The sequence below is a fragment of the Dysgonomonas sp. 216 genome, from assembly GCF_010501065.1.
In the GTDB taxonomy this organism is placed as follows: Bacteria; Bacteroidota; Bacteroidia; order Bacteroidales; family Dysgonomonadaceae; genus QVMM01.
In genome coordinates, this window is sequence record NZ_QVMM01000003.1 from 58,740 (window position 1) to 75,601 (window position 16,862).

Sequence of the window (16,862 nt, forward strand, 5' to 3'; positions counted from 1 at the left end):
ATCATTATTTTAACTTTGTGATGCTTTTATAGAGGCAGTAATCCATATTTTTTTACTAAATTTATTGATTGGTGCTATGAAGATGTTTCGACAACTAAACTATAACAAACAACATAAAAATCGCTATGGGAAGAGAAATTAAATTTAGTCTCCTTTACCGTGACATGTGGCAGTCTTCAGGGAAATATCAGCCACGTGTTGATCAGTTAACACAAATTGCACCGGTTATTGTCGATATGGGATGTTTTGCCCGTGTTGAGACAAATGGAGGAGCTTTCGAACAAGTAAACCTTCTGTATGGAGAAAATCCGAATAAATCTGTTCGGGAATGGACTGCTCCTTTTAATAAAGCCGGAATACAAACACACATGCTCGAACGGGGGTTGAATGCTTTACGCATGTATCCAGTTCCTAAAGATGTAAGACAATTAATGTTCAAAGTAAAATGCGCACAGGGTACAAACATCGCACGTTCGTTCGATGGATTGAATGATCCTCGCAATCTTGAACTTTCAGTAAAGTATGCGAAAGAAGCAGGGATGATTTCACAAACTGCATTATGTATAACACATTCGCCTGTACACACAGTAGAATATTATCTTAATTTTGCAGATAAGCTGGTTGAGTTCGGAGCCGATGAAATTTGTTTGAAGGACATGGCGGGAATAGGGCGTCCTGCATTTTTAGGAAAGCTTGTAAAAGCACTAAAAGACAGGCATCCTAATATACCTATTGAATATCATGGACATACAGGTCCCGGTTTCTCTGTTGCCTCTATGTTGGAAGTAGCCCGTGCCGGTGCCGATTATCTAGATGTAGCTATGGAGCCTTTGGCTTGGGGTATGGTTCATCCGGATGTAATAACAATACAAGCAATGTTAAAAGACGCAGGCTTTTTAGTGCCGGATATTAACATGAATGCTTATATGGAAGCCCGTTCTTTGACACAATCGTTCATTGATGATTTCCTCGGGTATTTTATTGATCCATCTAACAAAATAATGACATCATTACTTGTTGGATGTGGACTTCCGGGAGGAATGATGGGATCGATGATGGCAGACCTTAGAGGAATGCACTCTGCAATAAATATGGCATTACGCAATAATGGTAAACCAGAAGTGACACTGAATGATCTTGTTGTTCAATTGTTCCAAGAGGTAGAGTATGTATGGCCTAAACTAGGCTATCCTCCATTAGTGACGCCTTTTAGCCAATATGTGAAAAACATTGCATTGATGAATATTTTTGCAATGGCTCAAGGTGAACCACGCTTCTCGAAAATAGATAAAGATAGCTGGAATATGATTCTGGGTAAGACTGGTAAACTTCCGGGTAAACTGGACGATGAAATAATAGAACTTGCCCAAAAACAAGGATTGGAATTTTACACAGGAAATCCTCAGGACGAATATCCAGATGCATTAGATCAGTATCGTAAAGAGATGGATGAGAATGGATGGGATTATGGTCAGGATGACGAAGAATTGTTTGAATTGGCTATGCACGACCGTCAGTATCGCGACTATAAATCAGGCTTGGCTAAAGAACGTTTTAATGCTGATCTTGAAAAAGAAAAGGCTAAAGCCGGAGCTCCTATAATTGTAACACGTCAGGTTGTTGAAGTGCCAGCATTTGATGCAAAAGCTATTCAGGAAAAATATCCTGAAGCAAAACCACTTCAGGCTGTTAGCTCGGGACAGGTAATATGGCAAGTTGATTTGGTTGATCCATCTACAGCTCCTGTTATCGGAACTTCTGTAAAAGAGGGAGATACTATATGCTTTATTCAAACTTATTATGGAATAGAAGAAGTAAAAGCTTTGGCTTCAGGGAAAATTCTTCAGATAGAAACCAAGCAAGGAGATAAAGTACAGAAAAATCAAGTGTTAGCTTATATAGGATAGAAGCTTAACTGATTTAGAATGAGTATATAAGGCTGCATTTCGAGAATGATCGGGATGCAGTCTTTTTTGATAAAAAAGATTAATATTTAGGTTACCCCAATAAACTAATAATCCTTTATTTTGTTTATCTATAAGTAATGTAGGTTATTAAAAATGGCTCTTAGAGGGAAATTACTAGCAATAAGAATAACAAAAGGACTAAAATATACTGTTTTTGCAACAAACCTTGTTGTAATAGTCTTACTATTGCTATCGGTTAAGGCGACGTCAATAGCTCCGTCTTCATCAATAATTATAGCATATCTGGGAATGGGATTTCCATTTCTGGCATTATTAAATGTCTTTTACTTAATCTTATGGATTATCACATTTAGGTGGTGGTATGTTATTATACAGCTGGTAATTCTTGTTCTGTGTTGGGAGTCTATCTACACCTACTTCCCGTATAACTCAATGCAGGAGGTGCCCAAAAATAACCTGAAAGTATTATCCTATAATGTTAGGGGATTTGATTGGTTAACAGGAAGTGAGGCGCGGAAAAACCCTGTGTTTGAGTATCTGGCGAATAATGATGCTGATATTATATGTTTGCAAGAGTTTGCTGTTGATGATAAGAAGGGAAGAAACAGGCTTATTTCATTACAAGAGTTTGATGATATAATGAAAGATTACCCATATCGGGCTATTGTTCGGTTGGGTGAAGAAAATCTACCCAATATTTATGGTCTGGCTTGTTATTCCAAGTATCCGATATTGACACAGGCCCGATTGCCAATAAATAGTGCGTTCAATGGATCGGCTATGTATGAGATTCGGATTGGTATGAAGAAGATCACTATTGTTAATAGCCATCTCGAATCGAACCGTATAACAGCAGAAGACAAGGTATTATATAAGAAGCTTGTAGTGGAGCCAACTCAGGAAAAAATGAATGAGATGGCCCAGATGGTACAAAAGAGGCTTGAGCCGGCTTTTAAAACACGCGAACAACAAGCTGATATTATTGCTAACTGTGTAAAGCAACAGCGAGAAAAAACATCGGCGATTATACTTTGTGGCGATTTTAATGATACACCAATCTCATATGCATACGAAACAATAAGAGGCAATATGACAGATTCGTTTAAGCGTACGGGACGAGGACTAGGCATAACATATCATGCCAATGGTTTTTGGTTCCGTATAGACTATATAATGCACACAAAGAATCTTAAATCATATAACAGTTATGTCGATAAAGTGAAATACTCCGATCATTATCCTATTTACAGCTATATATCGCTCGACGGGCTTTAAATTATTCTATATCTACAACAGTTATTCCTGCACCTCCGAATTGTACATGCTCATCCTGATAGTTCTTTATATTGGGAACAGTTCTCAGATAATCTCTGATTAATTGTCGGAGAATGCCTGTTCCAGTTCCATGTAAAATACGTACACGGGAAGCACCAATCTGGATAGCATCATCAATATAGTACATCACAGCTTGCAAAGCTTCTTCGCCACGCATTCCTCGAACATCTAAATCAAGCTTAAAGTTTAATTTCTTTTCGTTTATTTGCTCTCGTGCTTGCGAAACGACTATTCCCGATTGCTTATTTTCTCTTTTTATCTGATTCCTACTGACATATTCTAATAGTTCGAGCTTTGTATTGGTTTTTATCATGCCAAAAGCAACAACCACATTTTTACCTTGAATATCCATAACTTCCCCAATAGAGGTTTGCCCTTTAATACGAACTGAGTCTCCGATAGATATCGTTTCTTCTTTTTTGCTTTTTACAGAATCTTGTTTGTCTTTTTTCTTTTTATCCCGATTTTTTAGTTTTTCTATCTTTTGCTGTATTTTGTTATCAATAACAGCGTTATTCTCCGATAGAGAATCCTTAAATTTATTTAGCTCTTGTCGAACAAGTTTTGTTTTTTCTTTTTCAGCCTGTGCCTCTTTTATTGTACGGATTGTGTTCTCAATCTTAGCATTTGTTTCAGCTATAAGCCGTTCGGCTTCCTGTTTTGCTTTAGCCAAAATTTCTTTTCGTTGTTTTTCGATTGATACAAGATCGCTTTCATATCCCGAAGTTATTTCTTCGAGGCGTTTTTCTTTTTTGCGGATATTTTGTCGTTTAGTTTCCCAATAACGTTTATCCCGAACAATGTCCTGCAGGTATTTATCCATATTAATATAATCGCTACCTACAATTTCCGAGGCTTCGGAAATGACGTCTTCGGGTAAACCTATTTTACGGGCGATTTCGATTGCAAATGAACTTCCCGGATTACCGATAGATAGTTTGAATAGTGGCTGCATTTGATGCCGATCGTATAACATTGCCCCATTTATAACACCTTTGTTTTCGTTTGCAAAGTGTTTCAGATTTTGATAGTGGGTTGTTATAACACCAAATGCTTCTTTTTCGTTAAATCTTTTCAAGAGCGATTCGGCAATTGCTCCTCCAATCTGGGGTTCGGTTCCTCCACCAAACTCATCTATCAACAATATGCTTTTGGTATTACAGTTTCTTACAAAGTATTTCATATTTGTAAGATGAGAACTGTATGTACTCAAGTCGTTTTCGATAGATTGTTCGTCACCTATATCAATAAATATATCGTCGAAGATTCCAACTTTCGAGGTTTCATATAAGGGGATAGGTATACCACATTGCAGCATATATTGCAGTAAACCTACGGTTTTAAGGCACACCGATTTTCCTCCCGCATTAGGCCCCGATATTATTAATATGCGATTTTCGCTATCTAAGTATATATCAAGGGGCACAACCTCTTTCTGCTGTTTTTTATGCGACAAATAGAGTAGGGGATGTTTAGCCTTTTCCCAAATAATTTGTTGTTTGTTTTCGATATTTGGAACTATAGCATTAATATCGAGAGAGAATTTTGCTTTAGCCCTAATAAAATCGATAAGAGCCAGAAACTCGTATGACTGTATAATATCGGGAACTGATGGACGAACAACATCTGTTATTGCTGTAAGTATACGAACAATCTCTCTTTTTTCTTCGTTTTCAAGTTCTCTTATCCGGTTATTTGCTTCAACAACTTCCGATGGCTCTATAAAAACGGTTTTACCTGTCGCCGATTCGTCGTGTACAATCCCTTTTAGTTTTCGTTTGAAGGCGGGGGCAACAGGAATAACTAAACGCCCATCGCGCATTGTTGGTGTTACATCTTTTTCAACCAGACCTTCGCTTTGGGCTGCCCGAAGGATAGAGTTTAATGTGCGTGATATGCTGCCCGAAGTTTGGTGTATTTCGCGCCGTATGCGGCTTAGTTCGGGTGATGCATTATCTCTAATCCGTCCGAATTTGTCGAGTATGGAGTCAATCTTTTTTATTAGTTCGGGGAAAGTTATAACATTTCCGGCTAAAGCCTTTAAATGAGGGTAAGGGCTGTTATCATCATCTTCTTTATTCAAAAAACTAACAATATCGGCTATGGTTTGAAGAGAACGGCGTAAGTCAAATAAGGCGTTTTCGTCAAGCCATGTTCCTTCTACCCTTATATTCTTAAGAGACGGGCGAACATCGAAGAAGTAATTAGTCGGAAAATTATCTTCTTCTTGTATAATTCTCACAAACTCATTGGTCTGTGCTAATTGTTTCTTTATTATATCATAATCTGACAAAAATGACATTTCTTCGGTTTTTTCAATACCTAGAGGACTGAGGCATTTGTCGGCAATTAATTGTCGTATTTTGTCAAAACCTATTTTATATTCAAAATTTTCGGGGTAAATCACTTTTCAATTTAATATTTAAGTATGCTGCACAAAAGTTACAGCTAAAAATTATTTATATATAAATTCTATATTACTATAATACAACCTTGAAATAACAGTACTCAATGGACTATTTTTGCAAAACCTGACAGTTCTGACAGATTTATCGTTTTTTTTTATTCATCACTTTTTTAGTTTAAGTCATATAATTTATGCTTCTACACGTACATATATGATAGAAAACCTGACAATGACAATTGTTGTATGTAGATGAAAAATCTGACAACAATATTGTCATTACTTATACATCACTGCAGGCTAATGTAAATCTACAATATAAATCTAATATATAGATAAATAAATGACAGATAAACGGCTTTTCGTATTGTATTATAACGACTCGAAAAAAGCACAAATATACTAGTTTTTATAATTAATTGCTCGTAAAATATTAATTATAAAATGTAGATGCATTATTATAATAGTGTACTTTTCAGATCGTATATTATACTATCCGGTAGTTTTCTTTTCATTTTGTAAAGGCTAGTTTGCAGTATCATATTTAATCTTTTTTTTCGCCTTTAGCGAAACGGTTTTATTCATATAAAATGATTAAATTTGCGAACCGGAACAACGTTAAGGTTATTCACTCAAGTAAATTAATAATAATAAATTTCAAAACAATGGTAAATTACAAAGATTTAGGTCTTGTGAACACAAAAGAAATGTTCGCTAAAGCTATTAAAGGTGGATATGCAATTCCTGCTTTCAACTTTAATAACATGGAGCAATTGCAAGCTATCGTTCAAGCAGCTGCTGAAACAAAATCTCCTGTGATTCTTCAAGTATCTAAAGGTGCACGTGAATATGCTAATCCTATCTTGTTGCGTTATATGGCTCAGGGAGCTGTTGAATATGCAAAAAGCTTAGGATGGGAAAAACCACAAATCGTTCTTCATCTTGACCATGGCGATTCTTTCGAAACATGTAAAGCTTGTATCGATTCAGGTTTTTCATCTGTTATGATCGATGGTTCTCACTTCTCGTATGAGGAGAATGTAGCTCTTACTAAAAAAGTAGTTGAATATGCTCACCAGTTTGATGTAACAGTAGAAGGAGAACTTGGAGTGTTAGCAGGTATCGAAGATGATGTTGTTGCAGAACACCACACATATACACAACCTGAAGAAGTAGTTGATTTTGCTACTAGAACAGGTTGCGATTCATTAGCAATCTCAATCGGTACATCTCACGGAGCTAATAAATTTACTCCTGCACAATGTACTAAAGATGCTAACGGAGTATTGGTCCCTCCTCCATTGCGTTTCGATATTCTTGAAGGCGTAGAAAAAGAACTTCCAGGATTTCCTATCGTGTTGCATGGAGCATCTTCAGTTCCACAAGAAGAAGTTGCAACAATTAATAAATATGGCGGTGCATTGAAAGATGCTATCGGTATTCCAGAAGAGCAATTGCGTAAAGCTGCTGCATCTGCTGTATGTAAAATCAATATCGACTCGGATAGCCGTTTAGCAATGACTGCTGCTGTTCGTGAAGTTTTTGCAACAAAACCTGGAGAATTCGACCCACGTAAATATTTAGGTCCTGCTCGCGAAAATATGAAAAAACTGTACAAGCATAAAATCGAATCGGTTTTAGGAAGTGCAGGTAAAGCTTAATTTATACTTTAGGTATATATAAAATAAAAACTCCTGAGTCTTTTTAGATTTCAGGAGTTTTTTATTGTTTGATATTATGTTGTTAATTACAACCACAGCCCGAACCGCATCCACAGCTGTCGGCTTGTTGCGAAGGATCGTCGCAATCGCAATCCCCGCATCCACAGCCACCATGAGGAGCAAAAAGGGCAGCAATTTCTTCGGCAGAGGCGTCTCTAACTGTAAGTATCTTTCCTGCAAAGTGTAAGGTTTCGCCCGCAAGAGGATGATTGAAATCCATTTTTACAGTATTGTCTCCAACTTCAACAACCGATCCGTTTAAACGATGTCCTTCCGAATCCATCATTGGTATTGTGTTTCCTACAAAAAGAATTTTGTCATCAACTTGTCCGTCTACAACAAATATATCTTTAGGAAGGTCTACAATTTTTTCGTCTTCAAATTCGCCATATGCCTGATCGGGAGTAAGAGTGAATTTGAAAGAGTCGCCTTCGGCATGGTTAGCCAAAGCCGCTTCAAAAGCTTCAATCATCGAATTTGTTCCGTATATAAATTCCAAAGGATTTTCGGCTGTAGCTCTTTCCATTAATTCTAGTTCATCGCCTTCACCAACATTTAGGTCGTATGTTAAGGATACAAATTTATTAGCTTCAATTTTCATTTTTTTCTATACATTAAATAGTTAATAATTCAGGCACTTTTATAGCCATAACAAAGTTACAATAACTATGCCTAACTTGTAATATTAAAAGTTAATTTATCTGATAAATAATTATTTATTTATTGCTTTTGCTAGATTAGCAAAAGCTTGTTCGATGATGCTTCGGGGCGATCCCATATTCATACGCATAAAGCCTTCGCCTCCTTCGCCAAACATTGTTCCATCATTCAAGGCTAGCTTGGCATCATTTACAAATAAAGATACTAATTCGGATTGAGGAAGGTTTAACTCCCGACAATCGAGCCATAATAGGAAGGATGCTTGTGGTATTATTGCTTTTATTTGAGGTATATTTTTCTTCAAAAAATCGTCGGCATATTTTATATTCTCCTTAATATATGCTTTAACCTCTTTGAGCCATTCGTCTCCTTTAGTATAAGCTACTTCGGTTGCCAGATATGCAAATATATGCCCCTCTTGTAATTCGCTTCGATGTAAGTAATTATAAAATATCTCTCTGATCTCTTTATTTGGGATAACAGAGAAAGAGCTTACTATACCTGCAATATTAAAGGTCTTACTTGGAGCCATAAATGTAATACTGGTTTGTGCCGCTTTTTCTGAAACCGATGCGAATGGAATATGCTTGTGCCCATCGAATACAAGATCGGAATGGATTTCGTCGGATATAACGAGTATATTATTATCGTAACAAATATCAGCTAAATCCGATAATTCTTGTTTAGTCCAAGCCCTTCCTCCGGGGTTGTGCGGATTACATAGAATCAGTACTTTGCATGAAGGTTCGATAAGCGATTTTAAACCATCGAAGTCCATCTCATATTGTTCAGCTTTTAACACTAAAGGGTTGTCTACAACTTCTCGCTCATGCATTGTTGGCACAATGCGGAATGGGTGGTATACCGGAGGTTGTATAATAATCTTATCTTTATTGTTTGTGAAACAGTCTATGGCAAATGCTATACCTTTAACTATACCCGGTATAAAACTTATCCATTCTTGTTCTATATTCCACTTGTGGCTATTATATAACCAGTTTATTATAGCATCGTAATAGCTTTGCGAAGGCATTGTATAACCAAATATTCCGTGTTTTGCCCGTTCGATAATAGCTTCGGCTATTTCGACAGGAGAAGCAAAATCCATATCGGCAACCCATAGGGGGATTAAATCATCTCGTCCGTAACGTTCTTTCAATACATCTGTCTTTATGGCATAAGTACCCTTTCGTTCAATTATTTGGTCAAAATTATATTTGCTCATATTTGTTATATAATGTAGTTGTATAATATTGCAAAGTTATTCAAAAAAAAGCAGCATGGGTTTTCCCATGCTGCTAAATATTTATTGTATTGATAAATTTTACTTTATTTTCAACTTCAATTTATCGGCTTTCTTATCAAAGCTTGCTTCGATTACACTTCCATCTTTTAAGTCTCCCGAAAGAACTTGGTCGGCTATTTCACTTTCCAAATAGTTTTGAATTGCTCTTTTCAAAGGACGTGCGCCAAATTGAGGATCGTATCCTTTCTCAGCTAAAAAGTCTTTTGCATCTTCCGAAACTTCAACACTATATCCTAACTCGTTCGTCCATTTGAAGAATTCTTTCAATTCGATATCTATAATCCTTCTTATTGACTCTTTGCTTAATGGATTAAAGTATAAAATATCGTCAATCCTGTTCAAGAACTCGGGCGAGAATGTTTTATTTAAAGCTTTTTGTAAAACGCCTCTCGAAAATTCATGCTCATTTCCTTTCAATACTTCTGCTCCAAAACCAATACCTTTTCCAAAGTCTTTTAACTGACGTGTTCCAACATTGGTTGTCATAATGATGATAGTATTCTTGAAGTCAACTTTCCGTCCTAAACTATCGGTCAAGTGACCTTCGTCCATAACCTGAAGTAATATGTTGAATACATCAGGGTGAGCTTTTTCTATTTCGTCGAGCAAAACAACAGAATATGGTTTACGTCTTACTTTTTCGGTAATAATACCACCTTCTTCATATCCTACATATCCCGGAGGTGCTCCAACCAATCTCGATACATTGAATTTTTCCATGTATTCGCTCATGTCTATTCTTATCATAGCGTCGGCCGAACCAAACAGCTCTTTGGCTATCATTTTAGCCAAGTGAGTTTTACCAACCCCTGTGGGGCCAAGAAACATGAATGAGCCAATTGGCTTTTTCGGATCGCGTAACCCTACACGGTTGCGGATAATAGCTTTTACTACCTGATCGATTGCCGTATCCTGATCGATTACCACATTTTTTAAGGTATCTTTCATTTTAGACAATTTCTCTGTTTCGCTTTCCTGAGCCGTCTGAACCGGAACACCTGACATCATGGCTACGACTTCTGCCACTTTTTCAGCGTCAACAATTTGAGGCTGTTCTTTCAGTTCACTTTCCCATTTATTTTCTTCTTCTTCCAGTTTCACCATCAACTGACGTTGTTTGTCTCTGAAACTTGCAGCCAGCTCATATTTTTGAGCTTTTACTGCCTCGGTTTTTTTCTCAACAACTTCGTTTAATTCCTTTTCTAATTCTTCGATTATTGGCGGAACAACAATGTTTGATATGTGCATTCTGGAACCGGCTTCGTCTAATGCATCAATAGCTTTGTCAGGGAAGTTACGGTCTGTAATATATCTATCGGTCAGTTTTACACAAGCTTCAAGGGCATCTTCAGTGTATTTTACATTGTGATGTTCTTCGTAACGCCCTTTTATATTGTTTAATATTTGCAATGTTTCTTCTGCTGTGGTTGGTTCAACCACAATTTTTTGAAAGCGACGCTCTAGTGCTCCATCTTTTTCAATAGTTTTACGGTATTCGTCAAGCGTTGTAGCTCCAATACATTGTATTTCGCCTCTTGCTAATGCAGGTTTTAGCATATTGGCTGCGTCTAACGAGCCTGTTGCACCTCCAGCACCTACAATTGTGTGTATCTCGTCGATAAACAGAATTATATTCGGATTTTTTGATAACTCGTTCAATATTGCTTTGATGCGCTCTTCAAATTGTCCTCTGTATTTCGTTCCGGCTACAACCGAAGCCATATCGAGTGCAATAACACGTTTGTCGAACAATAGACGCGAAACTTTCTTTTGTATAATCCGTAAAGCTAAACCTTCAACAATAGCCGATTTTCCAACACCCGGTTCTCCAATAAGTACCGGATTGTTTTTCTTTCTTCGGCTTAGTATTTGGGCAAGTCTTTCTATCTCGTTTTCTCTGCCTACTATTGGGTCGAGTTTGTTTTCTTCGGCGGCTTTGGTCATATCAATACCAAAATTATCAAGAACAGGTGTATCTGTTGCCTGACGCGATTGAGTGTTGACATTAGATTTGCCGTTTCCGCTTAAACTTTCTTCTTCATCTTCGTCATCGTCTGTGAAATCGGCTCCCATTTGAGGCGAAAACAAATCGTCGTCGTTTTTGGCCGACGAATCTAACGATTTTATATATGAAAACATTCCTGGATAATCCATATTATAATCATGTAATGTTGTGGCTGCAAGATTATCATAGTCTTTCAGTATGGCTAGTAACAAATGTTCCGAATCGGTTTCTTCACTTTTTGTTAAACGCGATTCGAGAATACTAAGCTTAAGTATCTTTTCGGTACTTTTTGTGAGAACAATTTCGTTACCACTGTTAGAGTCTGTATCTTGATGTGCCAGAATTTTAGAATCGATATTCTTTTTTAATTCTTTTGTATCTATACCAAAATCATTTAATGCCTGTATGGCTAATCCTTCTCCGTTTCGGAGTATTCCAAGCATCAAATGTTCGGGAGCCAGATAATTGCATTGAAGCCGCCCAGCTTCTTCTCGGCTGAAACTCATTATTTTGCGGACTCTTTGCGAAAAATTATTTTCCATAACCTTTACCTCCGTTTACTTCTGATGTGTTTGTTTTTACAAATATAAGACATATTTCAATCTTGGAATCTATGAATGCCTTACTTTATTTTATAGGTAAACAAAAACTATGCCATAAAAGTTTTGTGAATATAACAGATTCTCTGTATATAGGTTTTTGTTTGTTTGCCTAAGTTTGTGAGATACACCCTGTATCAATTAAATAGTTAGCGCAATAAAATACTATTATAAGATGTATGCTAAATTATTTTTCTTAATTTTGCGTCCAATCTTCATACAAAAGAACAAAATAAAAGTATAACAATCAAAGTAAAAACTGAAAAATATACGAAAAAATGAGTTTATCAAATCAATCACCTACACTGGAAGAGATCCAGAGCTTTGAAGGAAAATACCCTAAACAACTGTGGCTTCTATTTACTGTTGAAATGTGGGAGCGTTTCTGTTTTTATGGAATGCGAGGAATTCTTACTATTTTCATGATAGATCAACTATTGATTGCTGAGGATGAGGCGAAATTAACATATGCAGCTATTCAGTCGTTTGTATATGCTTTCACTTTCTTAGGAGGAATATTTGCAGATAAGGTATTGGGATTCAAAAAATCGTTGTTGTTTGGAGCTCTGTTAATGATTCTTGGTAATGGCTTAGTTGCTTTATCGCCACAAGATTTATTTTTCATAGGTATTTCGCTTGTTGTAATTGGAACAGGATTTTTCAAACCTAATATTTCGTCAATGGTTGGCGATTTATATAAAGAAGGTGATGCTCGTAAAGAAGCTGGATTTAGTATGTTTTATGCTGGAATAAATGTTGGTGCATTTATGGGGGGTACTTTGTGTGTATACTTAGGTAAAACCTATTCTTGGCAATTGGCTTTTTTAGCTGCATCAATAGTAATGCTTCTGGGTTTAATAACGTTTGTATTTACAAAAAAATATCTTGGTCCTATTGGCGATTCTCCTTTAAAAAATTTACTGCCAAATAAGCGCCGCCTGAAAGAGCTTGCTGTATACATAATTGCAGTTTTAACTATACCATTTATATATGTAATGATACAAAACACCAATTATACCGATTATTTCATGTATATTATTGGACCTGCATCATTGGCTTTCTTCTTTTATAAGTGGTTTCAGGAAAAAGATATAATTGCTCGTAAAAAATTGATAGCTGCATTATTATTTATTCTTTTTTCTATCGTATTTTTTGCCTTATTTGAACAAGCCGGAGGAGCCTTGGCCGTATTTGCTTTAAATAATTTACATGATAAATTACTCTTTTTTCATATTGATCCCAATATAGTGAATAATAGCTCAAATGCTTTTTTTGTTATAGCGTTTAGTCCGTTACTGGGGCTATTCTGGTTGTGGTTAAATAAAAGGAAGAAAGAACCAAGTACAGTTGTTAAATTTGGCTTAGGATTTATTCTCTTAGCTCTGTCGTATATGATAATGTATTCATTGATTTATTTTGCTAATCAAAATGGTATGACCTCTTTAAATGTCTTTACTGGTGGATATTTGGTTATGACGCTTGCCGAGCTTTGCATTTCGCCCATAGGCTTGTCGATGATAACTAATCTTTCGCCTAAAAATATGGCTGGAACGATGATGGGGTTGTGGTTTCTTGGTAGTGCATATGGGCAGTATATTGCAGGATTGTTAGGAGCAAATGTTGTTACAGCGGCAGAGGGAGCTTCTAATCTAGATAAATTAATTTCATATTGTCAGGGATATCAGCAACTAGCTATAGGTGCTATAATTGTAGCTGTATTAATGTTTATTTTGATACCCGTATTTCGTAAATTAATGCAGGGCTCAAAATAAAAACATAATATAACAAAGCCTTAAAAGGTCTTAAGCTAAAACTTAAGGCCTTTTGTTTTATCTTTGTAGCCGGGAAAATAAATTAGATGCAATGCTTAAATACATATATATATTGGGTGGAACAATATCGTTAAGCTTAGGCTTTTTAGGGTTAATTGTGCCGGGTATTCCCACAACTCCATTTGTTTTACTTACAGGTTTTTTATATGCAAAAAGTTCGCCCCGTTTATATAGTCGTTTAGAAAAAAACAAATTAACAGGAGCATGCCTCAGAGGTGTAAAAGACGGCTTTAGCCTTAAAGTAAGATTGTTTTTATTAATGTTAATGTGGACAATGGTGTCGATAACCGCATTCGTTGTTTTTAGGGATGGAGTAATGTTTTACGTGATGTTTGGCTTAGGTGTAATAGGCACAATATCCCAGTTGTTATTTGTTAAGAAAAAAAGACCAATAGTAGAGATTCTGATAGATGAAAGCGATGAAAAGAGTAATGATAGCTATCGAAAATAATTAAAAACATTATTGTAATTATAGCATAATTTATTTTCTTTGTATTGAATGGCTATAAAAGAGTGAAGATAAACCTATAAAGACTACATAAAAAAGCTTATTATAAATTTAAAACAATAGAATGAAAATGGAAAACAAGGATCAACAAAACCAAATACAAATAGAGCTAACAGACGAAGTTGCTCAAGGTATATATTCGAATCTTGCGATTATATCGCATTCAACGTCGGAGTTTGTTATAGATTTTGTACGTATTGTACCGGGAGTTCCGAAAGCGAAAGTTAAATCGAGAATTATTTTAACGCCCGAACATGCAAAGCGATTGTTATTAGCTTTAAAAGATAATGTGTCGAAATACGAATCGCAAAACGAGACTATCAAATTAGATAATAAAGGAGGATTCTTTCCCCCGGTAGGAGGTGAAGCTTAAGCTCCTGTTTTTTTGAGGCATAAAAGTTAAAGTTGTGAAAGTCGAATTTCCAAACTATTTGGTAAGCAAAGCAGTTACCAATGCTTTTAGCCTTCTATATAAAGAATATTGAAGAATGTAAATAAATAACGAATCCCCGCCGAACATTTTCAGTGGGGATTCGTTATTTATATGTATATTACAATTGTTTCGTATAAAACGATTGACCGAAAATTATAATTGAAAATTATAATTGTTTGATAAACAGGGGTCTTGTTGAAACAAGGAAAAGAAGTATATTAAACTTTCTTATTAATGTCAAGGTGCGTCGTTTATCTTTAAATTAAGTTATAAATATTATTTATATGTAATAGATGGAAGGGGAAACACAAAAATTCAATTTCTATAGCATGTTCAGGGATGGGTTTCGAAATATGACCCTTGGAAAAACTTTATGGATTTTGGTTATTATAAAACTTATTATAATGTTTCTGATACTACGTCCGTTTTTTTTTCCGAATTTCTTGGGTTCGAAATTTGATGATAGCGAAGATAAAGCCGATTATGTTCGCCAGCAACTTATCGAAAGAACAGAATCGGAAAGCGAAGATAAAAGAAACTAATATTATATTAATACCTTAACAATACTAACCTTATGGAATTTTTAAGCACTTCGTTAATTGATTGGTCGCGGCTGCAATTTGCCATGACAGCAATGTATCATTGGCTGTTTGTTCCTTTAACATTAGGTTTGGGTGTCATTATGTCTATCATGGAAACTATGTATGTAAAGACAGGCAACGAACAATGGAAAAAAACAGCTAAATTTTGGATGAATATTTTTGGAATCAATTTCGCTATAGGAGTTGCAACCGGACTTATTCTTGAATTTCAGTTTGGAACAAACTGGTCGAATTACAGTTGGTTTGTTGGCGATATATTTGGTGCGCCATTAGCGATTGAAGCAATTGTTGCTTTTTTTCTGGAAGCTACATTTATATCTATTATGTTTTTCGGATGGAAACGAGTTAGTAAAAAAGCTCACTTGGCTGCAACATGGTTAACTGTTACAGGAGCAACAATTTCGGCCTTGTGGATACTTGTTGCTAATGCGTGGATGCAATATCCCATAGGTATGGAATTTAATCCCGATACTACGCGCAACGAAATGATAGATTTTTGGGCTGTAGCATTGTCTCCGGTAGCTATCAACAAATTTTTCCATACAGTTATTTCTTGTTGGATTTTAGGTAGCGTATTTGTTATTGGAGTAGCATCGTGGTATATACTAAAAAAACGTAATCTGGAGTTTGCCAGACAAAGTATAAAAATAGCTTCGGTTTTCGGACTTATAGCTTCTTTGTTAACGCTTTATACAGGTGATGGTTCGGCATATCATGTCGCTCAACGGCAACCAATGAAACTGGCAGCAATGGAAGGCTTGTATGAAGGACAAAATGGAACAGGGCTTGTTGTTGTCGCAATACCTAATTTAGATAAAAAATCGTATAATGACGGAAAAGATGCTTTTGTGTTTGATATAAGTATTCCTAAAATGTTGTCATTTTTAGGATATCGCGATTTTGATGCCTTTGTCCCCGGTATAAAAGATATTATTGATGGTGGATATCAAACAGAAGGCGGCATTGCTCTTTCTTTTGCCGAAAAGCAAGCCCGAGGTAAACAAGCACACGAAGAATGGAAAGCATATAAACAAGCTAAAAAAGAGGGCGATATTGAATCGGCGGAAATTCATAAAGAAAAATTAAAAGAAAATTATGCATATTTTGGCTATTCATATTTAGATTCGCCCGAAGATTTAATTCCTAATATACCGTTAACATTCTGGTCGTTCAGGGTGATGGTTGGTTTAGGATGTTTCTTCATTTTATTATTTATACTGGTGCTTTATTTTGATTATAAAAAGACCTTACAAAATAAAAAATGGTTACTCTGGTTGTCGGTGTTCTCTATACCTTTAGCTTATATTGCAGGGCAGGCAGGTTGGATTGTAGCCGAAGTAGGTCGTCAACCGTGGACAATACAAGATGTTTTACCTGTTCAGGCTGCAGTTTCGGCACTATCAACGGGTTCGGTAATGGTAACTTTCTTTTTATTCCTTGTGCTATTTACAGCATTATTGATTGCAGAAATACGAATTATGTTGAACCAAATAAAAAAGGGACCTGAAGCAGAATAGTTTAATGGGAAT

General features: G+C 36.0%; 12 protein-coding genes. 8 read left to right on the top strand and 4 right to left on the bottom strand.

Going from position 1 to position 16,862, the window contains the following annotated elements; all coding sequences use genetic code 11:
- Positions 1–125 precede the first annotated feature (125 nt).
- Positions 126–1,907 carry a biotin/lipoyl-containing protein gene (locus D0T53_RS02695; RefSeq protein ID WP_163264820.1) on the top strand — a complete coding sequence of 594 codons (1,782 nt, stop codon included), beginning with the start codon at positions 126–128 and terminating at the stop codon, positions 1,905–1,907.
- 153 nt (positions 1,908–2,060) lie between these two features.
- Positions 2,061–3,203 carry an endonuclease/exonuclease/phosphatase family protein gene (locus D0T53_RS02700; protein WP_163264822.1) on the top strand — a complete coding sequence of 381 codons (1,143 nt, stop codon included), beginning with the start codon at positions 2,061–2,063 and terminating at the stop codon, positions 3,201–3,203.
- 1 nt (position 3,204) lies between these two features.
- Here the strand turns inward: D0T53_RS02700 and D0T53_RS02705 are convergent, their stop codons facing one another.
- Positions 3,205–5,670 carry an endonuclease MutS2 gene (locus tag D0T53_RS02705; RefSeq protein WP_163264824.1) on the bottom strand — a complete coding sequence of 822 codons (2,466 nt, stop codon included), beginning with the start codon at positions 5,668–5,670 and terminating at the stop codon, positions 3,205–3,207.
- Positions 5,671–6,332: 662 nt separating this feature from the next.
- Between D0T53_RS02705 and D0T53_RS02710 the strand changes: the two genes are divergently transcribed.
- Positions 6,333–7,328 carry a class II fructose-bisphosphate aldolase gene (locus D0T53_RS02710; protein ID WP_163264826.1) on the top strand — a complete coding sequence of 332 codons (996 nt, stop codon included), beginning with the start codon at positions 6,333–6,335 and terminating at the stop codon, positions 7,326–7,328.
- 82 nt (positions 7,329–7,410) lie between these two features.
- Here D0T53_RS02710 and D0T53_RS02715 read toward each other — a convergent pair whose 3' ends face one another.
- From D0T53_RS02715 to D0T53_RS02725, 3 genes are all read right to left on the bottom strand, one after another.
- Positions 7,411–7,989, bottom strand: coding sequence for a peptidylprolyl isomerase (locus tag D0T53_RS02715; RefSeq protein ID WP_163264828.1), 579 nt, complete (start codon positions 7,987–7,989; stop codon positions 7,411–7,413).
- Positions 7,990–8,100: 111 nt separating this feature from the next.
- Positions 8,101–9,273, bottom strand: coding sequence for a MalY/PatB family protein (locus D0T53_RS02720; RefSeq protein ID WP_163264830.1), 1,173 nt, complete (start codon positions 9,271–9,273; stop codon positions 8,101–8,103).
- A gap of 99 nt (positions 9,274–9,372) precedes the next feature.
- Complete coding sequence (locus D0T53_RS02725) at positions 9,373–11,901, bottom strand: ATP-dependent Clp protease ATP-binding subunit (protein WP_163264832.1); 2,529 nt, start codon at positions 11,899–11,901, stop codon at positions 9,373–9,375.
- Between the two features lie 335 nt (positions 11,902–12,236).
- On the opposite strand from D0T53_RS02725, the gene D0T53_RS02730 reads away from it, so the two are divergent.
- The 5 genes from D0T53_RS02730 to D0T53_RS02750 all read left to right on the top strand — a co-directional run bounded on the left by D0T53_RS02730 (position 12,237) and on the right by D0T53_RS02750 (position 16,850).
- Positions 12,237–13,730, top strand: a complete 1,494-nt coding sequence (locus tag D0T53_RS02730) for a peptide MFS transporter (RefSeq protein WP_163264834.1) — start codon at positions 12,237–12,239, stop codon at positions 13,728–13,730.
- A 91-nt stretch (positions 13,731–13,821) separates the two neighbouring features.
- Positions 13,822–14,241: a YbaN family protein gene (locus D0T53_RS02735; RefSeq protein ID WP_163264836.1), complete on the top strand. Its 420-nt coding sequence runs from the start codon at positions 13,822–13,824 to the stop codon at positions 14,239–14,241.
- 127 nt (positions 14,242–14,368) lie between these two features.
- On the top strand, positions 14,369–14,671 hold the full coding sequence (locus tag D0T53_RS02740; protein WP_163264838.1) for a DUF3467 domain-containing protein: 303 nt from the start codon (positions 14,369–14,371) through the stop codon (positions 14,669–14,671).
- 353 nt (positions 14,672–15,024) lie between these two features.
- A complete protein-coding gene (locus D0T53_RS02745) occupies positions 15,025–15,273 on the top strand; it encodes a DUF4492 domain-containing protein (protein WP_163264840.1) in 249 nt (82 codons plus the stop codon).
- Positions 15,274–15,305: 32 nt separating this feature from the next.
- Positions 15,306–16,850, top strand: a complete 1,545-nt coding sequence (locus D0T53_RS02750; protein WP_163264842.1) for a cytochrome ubiquinol oxidase subunit I — start codon at positions 15,306–15,308, stop codon at positions 16,848–16,850.
- Positions 16,851–16,862: the final 12 nt, after the last annotated feature.

Coding starts and splice junctions, on each gene's coding strand:
- D0T53_RS02725 (WP_163264832.1), bottom strand. CDS start 11,901: ATGGAAAATAATTTTTCGCAAAGAGTCCGCAAAATAATGAGTTTCAGC.
- D0T53_RS02710 (WP_163264826.1), top strand. CDS start 6,333: ATGGTAAATTACAAAGATTTAGGTCTTGTGAACACAAAAGAAATGTTC.
- D0T53_RS02745 (WP_163264840.1), top strand. CDS start 15,025: ATGGAAGGGGAAACACAAAAATTCAATTTCTATAGCATGTTCAGGGAT.
- D0T53_RS02720 (WP_163264830.1), bottom strand. CDS start 9,273: ATGAGCAAATATAATTTTGACCAAATAATTGAACGAAAGGGTACTTAT.
- D0T53_RS02730 (WP_163264834.1), top strand. CDS start 12,237: ATGAGTTTATCAAATCAATCACCTACACTGGAAGAGATCCAGAGCTTT.
- D0T53_RS02740 (WP_163264838.1), top strand. CDS start 14,369: ATGGAAAACAAGGATCAACAAAACCAAATACAAATAGAGCTAACAGAC.
- D0T53_RS02700 (WP_163264822.1), top strand. CDS start 2,061: ATGGCTCTTAGAGGGAAATTACTAGCAATAAGAATAACAAAAGGACTA.
- D0T53_RS02735 (WP_163264836.1), top strand. CDS start 13,822: ATGCTTAAATACATATATATATTGGGTGGAACAATATCGTTAAGCTTA.
- D0T53_RS02715 (WP_163264828.1), bottom strand. CDS start 7,989: ATGAAAATTGAAGCTAATAAATTTGTATCCTTAACATACGACCTAAAT.
- D0T53_RS02750 (WP_163264842.1), top strand. CDS start 15,306: ATGGAATTTTTAAGCACTTCGTTAATTGATTGGTCGCGGCTGCAATTT.
- D0T53_RS02695 (WP_163264820.1), top strand. CDS start 126: ATGGGAAGAGAAATTAAATTTAGTCTCCTTTACCGTGACATGTGGCAG.